Here is a 17665-nt window from a genome sequence, read left to right as displayed (position 1 = left end):
CTTTGAAAGCAATTAAAAAGGCGGCGCATTTTGCGGCGCCTTTTTTATATCTAGTACAATACAAAAAACGATCAGAACTCTTCACTGCTTTAACAAATTAATTTTCATATTTTTTGATATTTTAAAGCGAAAAATAAGTGTTTTTTTGCTTAATGTTTAATGCACGAATAAACGCTAAACAAATAAGCACTTCCTGCTTTTAACTTTTAAGGAATGAAGATGAACCTACGTCAACTTTCTACTGTTAACGCTTTATCCGACAACGTCACAGTTTGTGAATATCAAGGGATTAATATCATTCGAGTGATCCACCCTCTTGCTGAAGCTGGAATTTCACTGCATGGTGGCCACCTGTTATGGTTTAAACCACAAGGTGAAAAAGACATTATTTGGTTAAGTGAAAAAGCCATTTTTGATCAGTCAAAAGCGGTACGCGGCGGTATTCCAATTTGTTGGCCTTGGTTTGGTCAAGCTGGTACCCCATCTCATGGTTTTGCCCGCACATCGCAGTGGTCATTATTAGAACACCGTGAAAATGAAAACGGCGTTATTGTCAGCCTAGCACTGGAAGATAATGAAGAAACCTATGCGATTTGGCCGCATAAGTTTAAAAACGTCTTAACGTTTGAAATCGGTCAAGAACTCAAAGTAAGCCTGACATCGACTAATACCGACAATCAACCATGGTCATACAGCGGCGCATTGCATACTTACTTTGATATTGCCAATATTAACGATATTGATATTACAGGAATGGGGCCAAACTACCTTGATAGCACACAGCAAGGTAAAGCGTGTGAAGGTGGTTCTACACTGACCTTCAACAGCGAAACTGATCGTGTATATACTCAGCCAGAAGCCACTATCACGATTAATGATAAAAACAATAATCGTGAAATTTTGGTCACTAACGAAGGTCACAATGCTGCTGTAATTTGGAACCCTTGGCAAGCTCTATCCATTAGTATGGGTGATATGGCTGATAATAGTTTTGAAACTATGGTATGCGTGGAATCAACAATCCACCAACCAAGTATTGAGCTAGCGCCTGAACAGTCACATACTTTAGTGACAACGATTTCTAGCCGTTAATTAGAAACGAACCACGGGCAATATTATTGCTCGTGGTTCAAGCATACATTTTTGCAGAAGCTTCAATCAATACCCAGCCATTTCCATCGGGATCATTAAACGTAGCAAACTTACCACCGACTAAATTAACAATACTTGATAATAATACACCACGTTGCTTGAGCTCTTTATGTGTTAGCTGTATATCATCCGTTTGTACGACTAAACCTTGCACTGTACCTGCTTCCATTCCGCCAAATGGCGTCACTAAACTGATTGTCGTTTCTGCACCTCTTGGTGCTAATTGCAGCCAGCGTTTTTTATTATTCGAACAATGATCTCGGATCAATTCAAAACCAAGTGCATCTCGATAAAACTTCAAAGCCTGATTTTGATCCGAAACCGGAATGGAAACAGTATCGACACGTGAAATTGTCATAAAGCCACCTACCTATACAATTTTTAGGACTTCATTTCAGCTTATGTCAGAGAAAGCTGTTTCGTGGAAAAAAAATATCTTAGGCTCAAATACACAAAAAAATTCTCAATAATTGTCCTTCTCTATCAATAATTCAAAAAAAAACAAATAAAACCAAACAAAGCCAATAGACCAAAACAATAATTCAACACAAAAAAGTTTTATAGTTTTTTACTTCAACATAACCCACAAAAACAAGATTCTTCATTAATTACTATAATTAACAGTAGATTTACATATTAACAATAAAAAACAAAAGCATTTTAGCGTCAAAAGCGCTTGCAGAACCCATCCCATAAGAGGATAGTAAAAATATACGGTTAAAAAACATCCAGTTTTAAACCGTTATCACAAGCTATTTTTTATTTAGAAATCATTAACTCAGTACAGCAAATTGATTAGTTCGGTCTAGGCTTACAGTAAGGGATGCAAAAGAGGTTGATTTTCGTCCTGTCTAAATGATCAAAGAACGATTCAGGGGGCATACCATGAGTATTTTTGACCACTATCGTCATCGCTATGAAGAATCCAAGGACGAAGAACTTTCATTACAAGAATTCCTTGATATTTGTCGTAACGATCGCAGCGCCTACGTCAACGCCGCAGAGCGTCTATTGATGGCGATTGGCGAACCAGAAATGATTGATACCGCACAAGACCCATATCTTAGCCGTCTCTTCTCTAATCGGGTCATCTCTCGTTATAAAACGTTTGAAGACTTCTACGGTATGGAAGATGCGATAGAACAAATCGTCTCTTACCTCAAACATGCAGCCCAAGGGCTTGAAGAGCGTAAGCAAATTCTTTATTTATTAGGCCCTGTCGGCGGTGGTAAATCGTCGCTAGCAGAAAAATTAAAAAGCTTAATGCAGAAAATGCCTATTTATATTCTAACGGCAAATGGTGAGCGTAGCCCAGTTAATGATCACCCTTTCAGTTTATTTGATAAATCAGAAGATGGTGATCTACTTGCCAATGAATACAATATTCCATCACGCTATTTAAATACCATCATGTCACCGTGGGCGGCAAAACGACTCCATGAATTTGGTGGCGATATTACACAATTTAAAGTGGTGAAAGTGCGTCCGTCCATCCTTGACCAAGTCGGTATCGCAAAAACTGAACCGGGAGATGAAAATAACCAAGATATTTCATCGCTAGTTGGTAAGGTAGATATACGTCAACTTGAACATTATTCTCAAGACGATCCTGATGCTTATAGTTATTCAGGTGCTCTATGTAAAGCTAACCAAGGCTTAATGGAGTTTGTTGAGATGTTTAAAGCGCCGTTAAAAGTACTTCACCCACTTCTTACCGCAACACAAGAGGGTAACTACAACGGTACTGAAGGGTTATCCGCATTACCTTTCGATGGAATGATCCTTGCTCACTCTAACGAGTCAGAATGGCAGACCTTTAGAAATAACAAGACGAATGAGGCTTTCTTAGATCGTGTTTACATCGTCAAAGTCCCTTATTGTTTACGGGTTTCTGAAGAAATAAAAATCTACCAAAAACTACTTGAAAATAGTGAGCTATCAGCCGCGCCTTGCTCACCAAGTACGCTTGAGATCCTTGCTCGATTCACCGTTCTGTCTCGCTTGAAAGAGCCTGAAAACTCAAGTGTGTATTCAAAAATGCGAGTCTATGACGGTGAAACACTAAAAGATACCGATCCAAAAGCAAAATCTTACCAAGAATATCGCGACTATGCCGGTGTCGATGAAGGTATGAATGGGTTATCAACTCGTTTCGCCTTTAAGATTTTATCGCGGGTCTTTAACTTCGATCATTCAGAAGTTGCAGCAAACCCTGTTCACTTGTTCTATGTGCTTGAGCAACAAATTGAACGTGAACAATTCCCACAAGACATTGCTGAAAAATATCTTGAACATTTAAAAGGCTTCCTTACACCGAAGTATGTCGAGTTCATTGGTAAAGAGATCCAAACCGCTTATCTCGAATCTTACTCCGAATATGGTCAAAACATTTTTGACCGCTATGTCAGCTACGCCGACTTCTGGATTCAAGACCAAGAGTACCGTGATCCTGAAACTGGACAGCTCTTTAATCGCGAAGCACTTAATAACGAATTAGAGAAAATAGAGAAACCAGCGGGGATCAGTAACCCTAAAGATTTCCGAAATGAAATTGTTAACTTCGTTTTACGTGCTAGAGCAAACAATGCAGGCAAAAACCCCAACTGGACCAGCTATGAGAAACTCAGAACAGTCATAGAGAAGAAGATGTTCTCAAATACTGAAGAGCTACTTCCTGTTATTTCATTTAATGCAAAAACATCAACAGATGAGCAAAAGAAACATGATGATTTCGTCGCTCGTATGATGGAAAAAGGCTATACCCGCAAGCAAGTACGCTTATTGTCTGAATGGTATTTACGCGTACGTAAATCGTCGTAAACCAGCTGCAAATGAAATAAGGGGGAGCTATGGCATATTTTATCGACCGCAGGCTCAATGGTAAAAATAAAAGTACGGTTAATCGCCAGCGCTTTTTACGCCGCCATAAGCAGCAAATAAAAGAATCTATTGCTGATGCGGTAAATAAACGCTCGATCACGGATGTTGATAGTGGTGAAGATATCACTATCCCATCTCGTGATATCCGAGAACCTAGCTTTCATCAAGGTAAAGGTGGACAACGTGATGTTGTCCACCCTGGCAACGACCAATTCACACCCGGTGATCGTATCGAGCGACCGCCAGGTGGCGCTGGTCAAGGTGGGGCTGGTAAAGGAGATGCAAGTCCTGATGGCGAAGGCAATGATGAGTTTGTTTTCCAAATATCTAAAGATGAATATCTTGATCTTTTATTTGAAGATCTTGAATTACCTAATTTACAAAAAAACCAAATGAACAAAATAGTCGAGTGGAAAACCTTCCGTTCAGGCTATAAATCACAAGGTGTGCCAGCCAATATTGCCATTGTGAAAACCTTGCAAAACTCATTGGCAAGGCGTACCGCAATGACCGCAGGAAAAAGAAGAAAACTGCGTGATTTAGAGCAAGCGCTCACTTTATTATTTAACACTGAACCTGCGCAACCTTTTGAAGAAGAAAGGATAAAGCAAGAAATCGAGTCATTGAAACAAAAAATAAATAGAACACCATTTATTGATACCTTTGATCTTCGCTATAAAAATTATGAACGCCGACCGCAACCATCAAGTCAAGCGGTGATGTTTTGTTTGATGGATGTATCAGGCTCAATGGATCAAGCCACAAAAGATATTGCTAAACGTTTTTATATTTTGCTTTATCTCTTTTTAAACCGTACCTATAAAAATGTGGATGTTGTTTTTATTCGCCACCATACCCAAGCAAAAGAAGTGGATGAACACGAATTTTTCTATTCACAGGAAACCGGCGGTACCATTGTGTCAAGCGCACTACGTATGATGAACGATATTGTAAAAGACAGATATCGTCCTGAAGAATGGAATATTTATGCGGCTCAAGCTTCTGATGGCGATAACTGGGCTGATGACTCACCCGGTTGTCGAGAGCTATTAGATAAGCATATATTGCCATTTTCACGTTATTACTCATACATAGAAATCACACGACGAGCACATCAAACATTATGGCGTGAGTATGAAGCGCTACATAACAGCCATGATAATTTTGCGATGCAAAACATACGGACTGTAGATGATATTTTCCCAGTATTTAGAGAGCTATTTAAAAAACAAGTAAGTTAATATTTGAAAGCTTACTAAACGATAGTCAGCGATATTGAAACAATATCGCTACTCTTTCTGGCCGGTATCACGCGCTTTAAGGGGATCTTAGTCATGAATACAAAGACAAAAACAAAAACACTCAGCGATGGACCGGATTGGACCTTTGACTTACTAGAACAATACCATGTCGAGATCAAGCGAGTTGCAGAGCACTATCGCCTAGATGCCTATCCAAACCAAATCGAGATCATTACTGCCGAACAAATGATGGATGCCTATTCAAGTATCGGTATGCCCATCAATTACCATCATTGGTCTTTTGGTAAGCGTTTTATTGAAACAGAGCGTGGCTATAAGCATGGTCAAATGGGACTCGCCTATGAGATCGTTATCAATTCGAACCCCTGCATCGCTTATTTAATGGAAGAAAACACCATCACAATGCAAGCCTTAGTAATGGCACATGCCTGTTATGGTCATAATTCATTTTTTAAAGGTAATTACCTGTTTAAAACATGGACTGATGCAAGTTCAATTATCGATTATCTTCTCTTTGCTCGAAAGTACATTACTGAATGTGAGGAGAAATACGGAGTCAATGACGTCGAAAAGCTCATTGATTCCTGCCATGCATTAATGAACTACGGTGTGGATCGTTACAAACGCCCACAAAAAATATCATTAGTCGAAGAAAAGGCTCGTCAAAAAGCCCGTGAAGATTACCTTCAATCGCAAGTTAATTCTCTATGGCGCACCATTCCTGTTCAAGCCGAAAAAGAAACCGTGATTGAAGAAACACGATTTCCTTCTGAGCCACAGGAAAATATCCTCTATTTCTTCGAAAAGCACGCTCCGTTGCTTGAACCTTGGCAACGTGAATTAGTCCGGATAGTACGTAAGATAAGCCAATATTTTTATCCTCAAAAACAAACTCAGGTTATGAATGAAGGCTGGGCGACATTTTGGCACTACACGATTCTTAATCACCTCTATGATGAAGGCTTGGTGACTGAGCGCTTCATTATGGAATTTCTCCATAGTCACACTAATGTTGTTGCCCAGCCTGAATATAACAGCCCCTATTACAGTGGTATAAACCCTTATGCTTTAGGGTTTGCTATGTTTCAAGATATACGTCGAATATGTGAAAATCCTACAGAAGAGGATAAGCATTGGTTTCCTGATATAGCAGGATCTAATTGGCTTGATACCCTACATTTTGCGATGGAAAATTTTAAAGATGAAAGCTTTATTAGCCAATTCTTATCGCCCAAACTAATGCGGGATTTTAAGCTCTTTGCTGTTAACGATGATGATCGTCATAACTATGTTGAAGTGAGTGCAATACATAATGAAGAAGGTTATCGTGCGATAAGAGAAAAACTCTCTTCACAATATAACCTCAGTAATAATGAACCGAATATTCAAGTATGGAATGTTGCTTTGCGCGGTGATCGCTCATTAACACTACGCTATATCCCCCATAATCGGATCCCACTTGCTGATAGCCATAAAGAAGTGATCAAACATCTGCATCGCCTCTGGGGATTTGATGTTACATTAGAAGAAGAATTACCGGACGGACGTACTCAAATCATTGCGACTTGTCCAATTAAGACACAATATAATACTGAGATTTAAATTTTCTATCTCTCGTGAAAAATAACGCCACTGAAATTTTTAATTTTAGTGGCGTTTTATTTATTAGGGTAATTTAATAATTAAAACTTATATGTTGTGCCTACATACCAAGAACCAATAGATTGTTCAAAATCTTTATTGCCCGCTTCTAGGGTATAGAAATCAGCTTCATAGGCAGCACGGATACCTAATCCTGGAACTTGCTTAATTTGATATTCTAAACCTGCACCTAAGCGAATTAAACCACCATCATCTTTAAATCCAGGCTCTTTAACAGAGATTTGACCTAAACCAACAAGAGCAAAAGGGCGTAAACCATTATCAAAGGTATAACCCAAGTTTACAGCTAGGCTGAAAGATTGATGCTCTGTTTTACCAGTGAACTTGTGACCTTTTACTTCTAATGTATTTTTAATATCACCATAGGTCGTGTATTGCGCTTCTAAAGCAACTACGCGGTTAAACTGATAACCCGTAATTAGTTTATAACTTTCACCATCAGCTTTATTTGAATAACTAATTTCGTGGTTATTTTCAAAACTGTTTGTAAGTGATTTATCATAATGAAAATCAGTAGTACCCACACCAGCACCAATATAAAAACCATTATATTTATTAGATGGGTTTTCAGATGCTGAAGCATAAGATGAAGTTAGTGTGCCAATAAGTGTCACTAATAATAATTTTTTCATATTTTTACGTTTTAAACTGCTTTACAAAAGAGGTGCCCAGCTTAGTAAATCATGTATAAAAAAACAAACGAAAACCAAACCTTAACTACACTAAAAATAAATCAACATAAAAAACAAACAAAATCATAATGATACATTTAAATTGGTTACTGCTTGTCGGTATAACAAACCATATCAAACGCTTCATTTTTGCTATCAGTGAAAAAATACAATCTATTATCTATTCTCTTATAGCGATAATAGATGCTGTAGCCTTCATAATCTTTATAGGCTCTATTTAAATTAGGATCATCATGTTCTTTTAAAATTCTAACACGATTAAAATTCAAGGTTAAATGTTCTCTCGTTTGTATATAGTCGCCTTCATAATAAAGCTCCATCAGCTTATACTCATCATCCCCTTCCTGAGCTTGTATAAATTCATTAATCAAAAAGCTTCTTTTAGAGCTAAATGTTAAGATCATACTTTCAGATATATGACTATATTTAGTATAAGATTTTGATATAAACCCCGACTTTATTTGGTCGCATACCCATGTCGTTGACACTAAATTATCTTTATTTGTAAATAAGTAACAAAGACCTAATATAAGGAGAAAAACAACGACCATTAATACTGCATTAATATACTTCAACATACTACTTTTTTACTCTTCAAATAGTCATTTAACTGTTTAGAAAATCTACCATTAATAAATTTTGACATTCTAAAATTAAATGTTCTACCATCTGATGTAATTATAAACACTACGACTGCCGTATTGTTCGCTATTCTCGTATTATAATAAAATTGTATAAAAACCTTAGAGTCACATATTGATGAAACACCTTTCTTTATATCTTTAATAAAGAAAACTTTATCAACCTTATATTTATCGATATTATTGAAATATATATTATTACTACCAATACTGAGTTCATTACTATAATTTTTAGTATCAATAAAATACGGTAATGAATGTATTTTATTATTTGTATAAATAAATATGCTTACTAACACAACAGTCAGAAAAAGTAGCAAATAAAAAAAACGTTTATGAGCATAGAATGACAGTTTTATTTCTTTAATCTTATCATCACCTTTCTCGATAGCATCATCCTCTGAAACTGGTTCAGGTGTAATATCGCAACTTTCTTGGTGGCATTGAGTTATAAAACTTTTTTTTATTTCAAGTAAATACCCTGATTTACTGACGGTTGTGATCGTAATCATCTCTAAAGCATGATTGGCTAATACTTTTCTAAGTTTAGAAATCACATTCGTTAAGGCCTGCTCAGATACAATCGTATCTCCCCAACACTGAGATAATAAAAACTCTTTTTCTACACATTTTCCTTGGTGCGCCAGTAAAAGTAAAAATACATCACTCACACGAGGCGTAAAATACTCTGTCTGTCCATTGTCATGAGTAAGAGTTCGTGTGGAACTGTCGTAGGTTACGGAACCAATTCGGTACACTTCACTGCTTGCCATACTAACCATTTTATTAACATAATTAATCCTTAATTATTAGTTATGCTAACTATACAATCAACTTACAATCGAGTTATTCACCTTCAAGCATTCCTATTTACATCAAGATGCTGATTTAAACAGCAGAAATACAGGCATAAAAAAACCAAGTGCTTAACACTTGGTCTAATATTCGCCGCAGTAATTTTAAATTATTGCTCTTCTTCGTACATATATTTTGAAATTTCAACACGGTGACTATACCAGATCGCACCACTTTCACGTCCATATAAACGAATACGATCAGCAACTAGCTCTGGTTTATTTTCATCACAGTATGATTTCATGTCGCGGTAGAAGTTTAATGCTAATTCACATGCTTCTGGCTTCATAAAATAATAACCACCAACACGCGTATAAATTTTACGTAAGCCATTAATAGTTAAAACATAAAGTGTATTACCAGACTTACCCGCCATACCTTGGAATAGACGATAATCATAATAGTTGAACGCACGAGCTAAACAAATTTCTTCACAAAGCTGTGGATCATCTTTGCCGTATTTATCTACGATTTTTTTAACTTCTTGAATAAGATCAATACGATCATCGCTGTTTTCAATAAACTCAGCAAAGCTTGATGCTTTTCGAAGTCTTTCAACTGAGTCAATGACATGCTGAATTAGAAGACTTGATTCTTCTGCATTACCTCTTACAGCATAACGCATAAATACGCTACTAATGTCAGTTCGAGCAGCAAGAAGATCGGTTAATACTCGTTGAACATCCTGCCCATCTAGTGTCACTAAGGTATCAAGGATATTTAAACCTGAAGTATCCATGTAGTTATTAACACGTGTTGGCTTACCATGTTGGATGGTTAACCATCCATCACGTGCTAAACGCTGCAATACTTCACGTAATGTTGTTCGAGTTACGCCAATTAACTCTGAAAGTTCACGCTCAGCAGGAAGAATCGACCCCTGAGGAAAGTGATTATTCCAAATGCTTTCAATAATATATTTCTCAGCAAATGTCGCTGGGCTATCTGCCTTAATGACCATCTAAGTAAAATCCAGTTCGCTTCATGCACTTTTATAATTGCACTCATCATACCACTAGTTTCTTATTAGAAGAAACCTCACTATTAACTCTGACATGAACATGAAAGAGAAGTATAAAAATACAACGATATTGTTAAACTGATCACTAAAAAAAAGGGAATTTGAATGCATCTAACAATTCCAGTCATATTTTCTGTATACTGTGCGGTTTATAACACTGACATATTCAACTCCCATTTCAAGATGAAAATGTAACGAAATAATTGCATTATTGTTTAACTTATTGACTAATATCTCTTAAACGGTAGAGTTATATAAAGATGAACTGGGAGCGAATGGAAGCTGCTGCCTAAGAAAGTTAAAACATCCGAGAACCATATTCTTGTTTAACTTTGATACCTCAATCTCGACCATTAATCTTTTGCAAGAAGCGACTGATTACCCTGCTGATTGATCAATCAAGGCATTTAGCCAACATCAGATCCATACTATTTTGCGCTAATAATAAAGAGATCCAACACATGGCTATATCGCTAGGGAATGCCTTTATCAAAAATTTTTTGGGTAAGGCACCTGACTGGTACAAAATTGCAATCATTACTTTTTTGATCATTAACCCTATTGTCTTTTTTCTTATTGATCCGTTTGTTGCTGGCTGGTTGTTAGTAATTGAATTCATCTTTACTCTCGCAATGGCATTAAAGTGTTACCCATTACAACCTGGTGGGTTATTGGCAATAGAAGCTGTTGCTATTGGAATGACAAGCCCAGATCAAGTAAAACATGAACTTGTTGCAAATATTGAAGTTTTACTCTTACTGGTCTTTATGGTCGCGGGTATCTACTTCATGAAACAGCTTTTGTTGTTCATGTTTACTAAAATATTAATCGGCATCCGCTCTAAAATTTTACTTTCTCTCGCTTTTTGTGTGATGGCCGCTTTTCTTTCCGCTTTCCTTGATGCTCTAACCGTTATTGCGGTTGTTATCAGTGTAACGGTAGGTTTCTACAGCATTTATCATAAGGTTGCTTCAGGGCAAGATCCTCATTCTAATCATGATCATACCAATGATAATCACGTTCCAGAGCTCAGCCGCGATGACTTAGAAAACTACCGCGCTTTCCTACGTAGTTTGCTAATGCATGCTGGTGTAGGTACCGCGCTAGGTGGCGTAATGACAATGGTAGGTGAACCACAAAACTTAATTATTGCCGATCAAGCCGGATGGGATTTTGGTGAGTTTATTATTCGTATGGCGCCCGTTACTGTCCCTGTCTTTTTCTGTGGCTTGTTAACCTGTGCACTGGTTGAGAAATTTAAAATTTGTGGCTATGGTGCTGAATTACCTGAAAATGTTCGCCAAATCTTAGTCGACTTTGATAATGAAGAACGTAAATCACGTACTAATCTTGATTACGCAAAATTAATTATTCAAGCCGCTATTGCAGTATGGCTAATCATCGGTCTTGCAATGCACTTAGCTGCGGTTGGTCTAATCGGTTTAACCGTTATTATTTTGGCAACGTCGTTTACTGGTATCACCGAAGAGCACGCTTTGGGTAAAGCATTTGAAGAAGCACTGCCCTTTACCGCACTACTTGCTGTGTTCTTCTCTGTCGTTGCAGTCATCATTGATCAACAGCTATTCGCACCTATTATTCATTGGGTGTTAAGCCTTGAAGGTAGTTCACAGCTTACTATGTTCTACATTGCGAATGGCTTGCTATCTATGGTTTCAGACAATGTATTCGTTGGTACGGTATATATTAACGAAGTAAAAACCGCGCTAACAAACGGTGTTATTAACCGTAGTCAGTTTGATATGTTAGCCGTTGCTATCAATACAGGTACTAACTTACCATCAGTAGCAACGCCAAATGGTCAAGCGGCATTCTTGTTTGCTTTAACCTCTGCTATTGCACCACTTATCCGTCTTTCTTACGGTCGTATGGTATACATGGCGTTACCTTACACTATTGTTCTTGCATCCGTAGGTTTAGCCGGCATTGAGCTAATGCTAGTTCCTATGACAGATTGGTTCTATACCATGGGCTGGATCACTGATGCATCATCAGCCGCCGCAACAATACCTGCACTTGCTCACTAATTCACAATAGCGAAATTGACAGATGATTTACTTCTCTATAAAGCTATGATTGAATATTGGTGTTAGATTAGTGTCATAACGTATATAAAAACCCTGATAGTTCAGGGTTTTCTTTTATCTTAATTAGTACGTAGAGTATCGATGATGCAATACCTCAATACCTTTTCAAAATCACGTTTAGCATGGCTGCTACTACTTCTTTCTATTGTTACCTTTGAAGGTTGTGCCCTATTCTTTCAACATGTAATGAACCTTGCACCGTGTGTGATGTGTGTTTATGAACGTGTCGCGATGATGGGGATCGGTTTTGCCGCTCTTGTTGGTCTTCTCGCCCCTCAAAATGCCTTTTTCCGTTGGATTGGTTTAGCCGGTTGGGGATATTGTGCATACCGTGGTGTTGTATTGGCCTATCAACATGTGGGTTTTCAGTTAAACCCATCACCATTTGCAACCTGTGATTTATTCGTCCGATTTCCAAGCTGGGCGCCAATAAATCATTGGGCTCCTTGGATGTTTGAAGCATACGGTGATTGTGCAAAAATTGTTTGGCATTTCTTAACACTTACGATGCCACAATGGTTGGTTGTTATTTTTGCTGGAAACCTCATTGTTTGGGCTGTCATGGTTATCGCGCAGTTCTTCGGTAAGAAATCAGCTTAAGTTCGAAGCGAATAAATAAGACAGAAAAAGCGAAGACTAACAATTTAGGCTTCGCTTTTTTGTTAGTCGTTACTTCGTTAATACATGTTGTTCTAAGGCGGTTAGAATAGGGTAATCAGCAGGACATAATGTATAGCGCTTAAATTCGTTTAAACTCACCCACACCATTGCTTGATGCGTATTTAATACAATATCGCCTTCACACCATCGAGTTAAATAACCTTTTAATTCAATGATTTTATCACCGTAATCAAACACGCTATCAGCCAACCATTGTTGTGTTTTAGTCGTGATCGCTAACTCTTCCATAAGCTCACGCTCTAATGCGTACTCTGGTAATTCCCCCACTTCAACTTTACCGCCAGGAAATTCCCATAAACCACCTTGGCTCGCATTATCTAATCGCTGAGCAAGTAGGTACTTACCTTCTTTTTCAATCACTCCCGCAACAACAACGATTGTTTTAAGCTTTTGCATTAATGTGACTTACCGCAGCACTGTTTGAATTTCTTACCACTATCACATGGGCAAGGATCATTACGACCAATATTTTTATAAGGGTTAATCGCTTGTGCTCCTGTGCCAATTTGAAGTTGATCCGCAGCCATCATTACTTCAGTTAGCATCAATGGTAGTTGCGAATAAAGCTCACTTGGTGCAGGCATTCCTGTTACGCCCGCTTGCTCCATTTGTTCCAGAGTACCCGCTTCATCAACACATAACATTAGCGTTGTCAGTAATGCTGATAACATACGCATTGTGCCATCTGAAATCGACATCTCTTCCCAGTTTGGTTCAATGTAATACCAAACAGCTAAAAAGCCTTGAGCAAACTGTGAAAGTGCCTCATTTGTATCACCACTTTCTTGCCATTTAAGCTCTACTGGTAATTGGTATTCACCCGCTTTTACTGTGCGATACTGCATTTCAAAGTGGTTTAATACGGCAACTTTATCGGTTTCTGAAAGCGCTATATCATTATCTTCTGTGGCAACACCAGTTAATAACACAGGTAACCAAATCTCTGGCTCCATAGGTTTCGGGTTTGCATTTGCAGCAAATAACGCGCCTTCAATAAAAGGAGCAGACATGCCATCCCAGCCAGTTGGGAGTGTCATTAATGTATTCATGATAATTTCCAATAAAAGTTTCTATCGCCATTATACCTGAACTCATCCTTTAACTTCATATCATCACTTATTGAGTAGAATAAATCGCAATATTGATTGTTTCTGATAACAATGTAAGTCGTGCTGATTAAAAATTTATTATGCTAATTACTTGATATTTGATGCAGTTCAGCGAAATTAAACATATATTCTGTTTAATTACAGATAAATGTCATCATTTATAATCTATGCGATGGGAATAGCCATGGATAATCACGATTTAAATGCAATCATTGCTGGCGCGAGTGGTTTAGTTGGAGATGAACTCTTACACCAGTTACTTGCCAATAAAAAATTTAAACATATTTATGCTCTATCTCGTCGTGAATTACCGTTTCACAGCAGTAAATTACACCAAATCATTGATCCGCTCCTTCGAATAAATAACTGGGAGCACGAAACGCCTCAGCCGCAATATGGCTTCATTTGTTTAGGTACGACAAAACGTAAGGCGGGCAGTAAATCGGCACTTGCAGCAGTTGATCTCGATTTGGTAAAAGATGTCGCCACCACAATGAAAAATCTGGGCGTTAGACACATTATTGTCGTATCCAGTCTTGGCGCATCGAGCCGCTCTCCTTCCCACTACTTACGCTGCAAAGGAAAAATGGAGCAAGCAATCACTAAAATGGGATTTGAACACTGTATTTTTATTCGACCAGGCCCTTTAAAAGGTGAGCGCAGTGAAATGCGTACTGACGAGCAATTATTACAACACGTGTTTGATGTGATCAATCCATTGGTTGTCGGTCCCCTAAAGCATTTCTCCCCAATACCAGCTGAGTGCGTGGCACGTAGCATGGTGAAAATGGCGCTATCTTGTCAACAACATCAACTTGAGCAAAAAACCATTGTTTCGGGTCATCAACTCCGCACTATTTAAAATCAATGGTGACAAATTAACCCTCTCGCACTAGAATCTTGCCCCTTATATGTAATTACCGAGCAGAGCTATAACCACTATGCGAGTTATTTTAGGCCCGATGGAAGGCGTCTTAGACCATTTAATGCGTGAGATGCTGACTGAAATTAATGACTACGATCTTTGTGTCACTGAATTTGTCCGTGTCATTGATAGCCTATTGCCTAGCAGTGTTTTCTATCGTCTATGTCCCGAGTTACGTCAAGGTGGAAAAACACGCTCAGGTACCCCTGTGCGGGTACAAATTTTAGGACAAGATCCTAACTGGATGGCTGAAAATGCGCAGCGTGCATGTTCACTAGGCTCTGCAGGTGTTGATATTAACTTTGGTTGTCCAGCAAAAGCGGTCAATAAAAGCCGTGGTGGTGCTGTTTTGCTAAAAGAGCCAGAGCGTATTTATCAAATAGTTAAAGCTTGTCGCGCTGCTGTCAATCCCGTTAAGCCTTTAACGGCAAAAGTACGTTTAGGCTGGGATGATCCTGCCCAATGTTTTGAAATTGCAGATGCTATTGCCCAAGCAGGTGCCGATGAAATGGTAGTCCATGCGCGTACTAAAGAAGATGGTTACCGCGCAGAAACTATTAAATGGGATTATATTAAGCAGCTTAAGAAAAATGTCACTATCCCTATTATTGCTAATGGCGAGGTCTGGAATTATCAGGATGGTCAAGCATGCCTATCTGCCACCAATACAAATGCATTAATGGTCTGTCGCGGCGCGCTTAATTTGCCAAATTTAGGTAATGTCGTAAAACATAACCAAGCGCATATGAGTTGGGAAGAAGTACTCGACTTACTTTTAGTTTACTCTCAATTTGAGATCAAAGGTGATAAAGGGCTTTACTACCCTAACCGAGTAAAGCAATGGTTCTCTTACCTGCGTCATGAGTACCCTCAAGCCAAACTATTATTCACCGACATCCGTGCCTTAAATAAAGCTCCCCCCATCATCGAAGTGCTTCAGCGCGCGCAGCAGTAGTAGCATCAATGGACAGCCCAACCTAATTAGGCTGTCTTCTTTTACCTTCCACCATCATTGAATACTCCCCATTCTTCACACTTGTGCATAAATGGCAGGCCATGCCGTTCAACCTGACGGTTTTACACATCGCACCTCTGCACAACGTATTAAATGGTTTAAGAAAAGGCTACAAACTGACGATCCTCGTCAATGCAATTCCTTTAACACGTTGTAATCACTTCCTCACTAATCAGCCTAATTAGCATACTTATTTATTAGACTATATTTTATTTCAGCTATCTCTCACTTCTTATAAAAATCACTTTGCTCTCAACCGTGTATTTTGTATATATCTCGCTGTATTAGGACTCTTTCAAGTTACGTTTTAGCGTTTATCAGCACTAAAACCATTTCTTATCAGTATGGATTTTTATGAACAAACATTTAATTATGGCTGCACTGTGTTGCTATTCATCTTTCAGTTTTGCTGGGTTTGATGTTATTACACTTGGCGCTAAAGGTGGGATCCAAGACGGCAACCTGACCGCATTTATGCTGAAATCAAACACTGACAACAATTACATAACCTTAGATGCTGGTAGCATTGTCAATGGGCTTATCGCTGCGACCAATAAAGATGCATTCAATGACATGATGGCACCGATATCCAGCTCTTACACCCAAGAAGGTTATATCCTAACCCAGAAAATTCAGGGCTACTTTATTAGTCATGCCCACCTTGATCATATTGCAGGACTTATTATTGCTTCGCCAGATGACAGCAATAAACCTATTTATGCCCTTCCGTCTGTTCATCAAACTATCAGCCAAGATTATTTTAATTGGAAGGCATGGCCTAATTTTACGAGCCAAGGTGAAGGCTTTAAACTCGGCAAATATGAGTTAGCACCACTGACTATCAACCAGTGGTTACCCGTTGCCAATACCGAATTAAAAGTAAAAGCCTTTCCATTAAGTCATTCAGGCGCAGAATCTACCGCATTCTTATTTAAAAATGCCGCCAACGAAGTGGTCATTTATTTAGGGGATACTGGTCCTGACGCGGTCGAAAAAAGCACGGCGTTAGATACTATTTGGCAACAGATTGCACCGTATATTCAGCAAAAGAAACTAAAAGGGATCTTCATTGAGACTTCTTTTAGCAATAGCACACCAGATAAATTACTATTTGGTCACTTAACACCAAAATGGTTACTCGCAGAATTAGATTCATTGGCAGGCTATGTTGGTGGTGAACAACCATTAAAAGATCTTAATGTGATCATCACACACATTAAACACAGCTTAAAGAAAGGCACGAATCCACAAACCGTTATCGAACAAGAACTCAATGCAGATAATAAACTAGGTGTTAATTTTATTTTCACTGAGCAAGGCGATAAAACGCTGCTTTAGATTATTATAAAAATAAACAAAAAAGGCTCGTTATCTAACGAGCCTTTAATATATATCTTTAAAATCAACGACGTAAGGGGTGGTTTGTTATCAGCAAGAATTAACTTTTGTTTTTATGAATAATGAGAGAAGCCAGTAATTCCAATGGATTCATAACTTTTTCAACAAATGTCCTTTTCCTAAGCAGAACCTGAGAAAATAGTCACGAATTTCTCAACTGTCCCATCAAGCCAATTCTCGACATTTTTGTTGCCAAATAGCGCTCTGCAATACAAGAAAAATCTACTCCTTGCATCATACAACTACCACACTAACTACTACACA

General features: G+C 38.3%; 17 protein-coding genes. 10 read left to right on the top strand and 7 right to left on the bottom strand.

What is annotated here, in order from left to right:
- The first annotated feature begins 219 nt into the window (after positions 1-219).
- Positions 220-1092: a D-hexose-6-phosphate mutarotase gene (locus tag C9J40_RS03785; protein ID WP_107206097.1), complete on the top strand. Its 873-nt coding sequence runs from the start codon at positions 220-222 to the stop codon at positions 1090-1092.
- A gap of 37 nt (positions 1093-1129) precedes the next feature.
- Here the strand turns inward: C9J40_RS03785 and C9J40_RS03780 are convergent, their stop codons facing one another.
- Complete coding sequence (locus C9J40_RS03780) at positions 1130-1510, bottom strand: VOC family protein (RefSeq protein WP_107206096.1); 381 nt, start codon at positions 1508-1510, stop codon at positions 1130-1132.
- Positions 1511-2037: 527 nt separating this feature from the next.
- On the opposite strand from C9J40_RS03780, the gene C9J40_RS03775 reads away from it, so the two are divergent.
- The 3 genes from C9J40_RS03775 (at position 2038) to C9J40_RS03765 (ending at position 6896) form a co-directional block, all read left to right on the top strand.
- Positions 2038-3972, top strand: coding sequence for a PrkA family serine protein kinase (locus C9J40_RS03775; RefSeq protein ID WP_107206095.1), 1935 nt, complete (start codon positions 2038-2040; stop codon positions 3970-3972).
- Between the two features lie 29 nt (positions 3973-4001).
- Positions 4002-5273 carry a YeaH/YhbH family protein gene (locus tag C9J40_RS03770; RefSeq protein WP_105059723.1) on the top strand — a complete coding sequence of 424 codons (1272 nt, stop codon included), beginning with the start codon at positions 4002-4004 and terminating at the stop codon, positions 5271-5273.
- A 93-nt stretch (positions 5274-5366) separates the two neighbouring features.
- Complete coding sequence (locus C9J40_RS03765; RefSeq protein WP_105059722.1) at positions 5367-6896, top strand: SpoVR family protein; 1530 nt, start codon at positions 5367-5369, stop codon at positions 6894-6896.
- 80 nt (positions 6897-6976) lie between these two features.
- On the opposite strand, the gene C9J40_RS03760 is transcribed toward C9J40_RS03765, so the two are convergent.
- The 4 genes from C9J40_RS03760 to fadR all read right to left on the bottom strand — a co-directional run bounded on the left by C9J40_RS03760 (position 6977) and on the right by fadR (position 10105).
- Positions 6977-7588 (bottom strand): outer membrane protein, encoded by a 612-nt coding sequence (locus C9J40_RS03760; RefSeq protein WP_107245798.1) that lies wholly within the window; start codon positions 7586-7588, stop codon positions 6977-6979.
- Between the two features lie 146 nt (positions 7589-7734).
- Positions 7735-8136 carry a hypothetical protein gene (locus C9J40_RS03755; RefSeq protein ID WP_233217659.1) on the bottom strand — a complete coding sequence of 134 codons (402 nt, stop codon included), beginning with the start codon at positions 8134-8136 and terminating at the stop codon, positions 7735-7737.
- 83 nt (positions 8137-8219) lie between these two features.
- Positions 8220-9062 carry a winged helix-turn-helix domain-containing protein gene (locus C9J40_RS03750; RefSeq protein WP_233217759.1) on the bottom strand — a complete coding sequence of 281 codons (843 nt, stop codon included), beginning with the start codon at positions 9060-9062 and terminating at the stop codon, positions 8220-8222.
- A 191-nt stretch (positions 9063-9253) separates the two neighbouring features.
- Positions 9254-10105, bottom strand: a complete 852-nt coding sequence (fadR, locus tag C9J40_RS03745; RefSeq protein WP_045084018.1) for a fatty acid metabolism transcriptional regulator FadR — start codon at positions 10103-10105, stop codon at positions 9254-9256.
- 521 nt (positions 10106-10626) lie between these two features.
- Here fadR and nhaB point away from each other — a divergent pair.
- Together nhaB and dsbB are read left to right on the top strand one after the other, a co-directional pair.
- Complete coding sequence (nhaB, locus tag C9J40_RS03740; protein ID WP_107206091.1) at positions 10627-12213, top strand: Na(+)/H(+) antiporter NhaB; 1587 nt, start codon at positions 10627-10629, stop codon at positions 12211-12213.
- 144 nt (positions 12214-12357) lie between these two features.
- Positions 12358-12873 carry a disulfide bond formation protein DsbB gene (gene dsbB / locus C9J40_RS03735; RefSeq protein WP_107246047.1) on the top strand — a complete coding sequence of 172 codons (516 nt, stop codon included), beginning with the start codon at positions 12358-12360 and terminating at the stop codon, positions 12871-12873.
- 69 nt (positions 12874-12942) lie between these two features.
- Here the strand turns inward: dsbB and C9J40_RS03730 are convergent, their stop codons facing one another.
- Both C9J40_RS03730 and C9J40_RS03725 read right to left on the bottom strand, forming a co-directional pair.
- A complete protein-coding gene (locus C9J40_RS03730; protein WP_107245792.1) occupies positions 12943-13350 on the bottom strand; it encodes a (deoxy)nucleoside triphosphate pyrophosphohydrolase in 408 nt (135 codons plus the stop codon).
- Positions 13350-14003, bottom strand: coding sequence for an SEC-C metal-binding domain-containing protein (locus C9J40_RS03725; protein ID WP_107245790.1), 654 nt, complete (start codon positions 14001-14003; stop codon positions 13350-13352). Before C9J40_RS03725 ends, C9J40_RS03730 begins: the two co-directional genes overlap by 1 nt.
- A 244-nt stretch (positions 14004-14247) precedes the next feature.
- Here C9J40_RS03725 and C9J40_RS03720 point away from each other — a divergent pair, with 244 nt between their 5' ends.
- The 4 genes from C9J40_RS03720 (at position 14248) to C9J40_RS03705 (ending at position 17341) form a co-directional block, all read left to right on the top strand.
- The gene (locus C9J40_RS03720) at positions 14248-14925 is read left to right on the top strand and encodes an NAD(P)H-binding protein (RefSeq protein ID WP_107245788.1); all 678 of its coding nucleotides are present in this window, start codon (positions 14248-14250) and stop codon (positions 14923-14925) included.
- Positions 14926-15004: 79 nt separating this feature from the next.
- Positions 15005-15943, top strand: coding sequence for a tRNA dihydrouridine(16) synthase DusC (gene dusC / locus C9J40_RS03715; RefSeq protein WP_107245787.1), 939 nt, complete (start codon positions 15005-15007; stop codon positions 15941-15943).
- Between the two features lie 91 nt (positions 15944-16034).
- Positions 16035-16160, top strand: coding sequence for a neutral zinc metallopeptidase (locus C9J40_RS22325; protein ID WP_233217760.1), 126 nt, complete (start codon positions 16035-16037; stop codon positions 16158-16160).
- Between the two features lie 197 nt (positions 16161-16357).
- Entirely contained in the window at positions 16358-17341 is a 984-nt protein-coding gene (locus C9J40_RS03705; protein ID WP_107245785.1) for an MBL fold metallo-hydrolase, read from the top strand.
- Positions 17342-17665: the final 324 nt, after the last annotated feature.

Source organism: Photobacterium sp. GB-72, from assembly GCF_003026095.1.
Classification (GTDB): Bacteria; Pseudomonadota; Gammaproteobacteria; order Enterobacterales; family Vibrionaceae; genus Photobacterium.
Note: the sequence above shows the minus strand (reverse complement) of the source record. Positions and strands in the feature narration are given on the sequence as shown.

Bases quoted from the DNA above. Each gene is read 5' to 3' on its own strand.
- C9J40_RS03725 (WP_107245790.1), bottom strand. From the start codon at position 14,003: ATGAATACATTAATGACACTCCCAACTGGCTGGGATGGCATGTCTGCT.
- C9J40_RS03750 (WP_233217759.1), bottom strand. From the start codon at position 9,062: ATGGCAAGCAGTGAAGTGTACCGAATTGGTTCCGTAACCTACGACAGT.
- C9J40_RS03760 (WP_107245798.1), bottom strand. From the start codon at position 7,588: ATGAAAAAATTATTATTAGTGACACTTATTGGCACACTAACTTCATCT.
- fadR (WP_045084018.1), bottom strand. From the start codon at position 10,105: ATGGTCATTAAGGCAGATAGCCCAGCGACATTTGCTGAGAAATATATT.
- C9J40_RS03705 (WP_107245785.1), top strand. From the start codon at position 16,358: ATGAACAAACATTTAATTATGGCTGCACTGTGTTGCTATTCATCTTTC.
- C9J40_RS22325 (WP_233217760.1), top strand. From the start codon at position 16,035: ATGGCAGGCCATGCCGTTCAACCTGACGGTTTTACACATCGCACCTCT.
- nhaB (WP_107206091.1), top strand. From the start codon at position 10,627: ATGGCTATATCGCTAGGGAATGCCTTTATCAAAAATTTTTTGGGTAAG.
- dusC (WP_107245787.1), top strand. From the start codon at position 15,005: ATGCGAGTTATTTTAGGCCCGATGGAAGGCGTCTTAGACCATTTAATG.
- C9J40_RS03775 (WP_107206095.1), top strand. From the start codon at position 2,038: ATGAGTATTTTTGACCACTATCGTCATCGCTATGAAGAATCCAAGGAC.
- C9J40_RS03785 (WP_107206097.1), top strand. From the start codon at position 220: ATGAACCTACGTCAACTTTCTACTGTTAACGCTTTATCCGACAACGTC.
- C9J40_RS03730 (WP_107245792.1), bottom strand. From the start codon at position 13,350: ATGCAAAAGCTTAAAACAATCGTTGTTGTTGCGGGAGTGATTGAAAAA.
- C9J40_RS03720 (WP_107245788.1), top strand. From the start codon at position 14,248: ATGGATAATCACGATTTAAATGCAATCATTGCTGGCGCGAGTGGTTTA.
- C9J40_RS03780 (WP_107206096.1), bottom strand. From the start codon at position 1,510: ATGACAATTTCACGTGTCGATACTGTTTCCATTCCGGTTTCGGATCAA.
- dsbB (WP_107246047.1), top strand. From the start codon at position 12,358: ATGCAATACCTCAATACCTTTTCAAAATCACGTTTAGCATGGCTGCTA.
- C9J40_RS03765 (WP_105059722.1), top strand. From the start codon at position 5,367: ATGAATACAAAGACAAAAACAAAAACACTCAGCGATGGACCGGATTGG.
- C9J40_RS03770 (WP_105059723.1), top strand. From the start codon at position 4,002: ATGGCATATTTTATCGACCGCAGGCTCAATGGTAAAAATAAAAGTACG.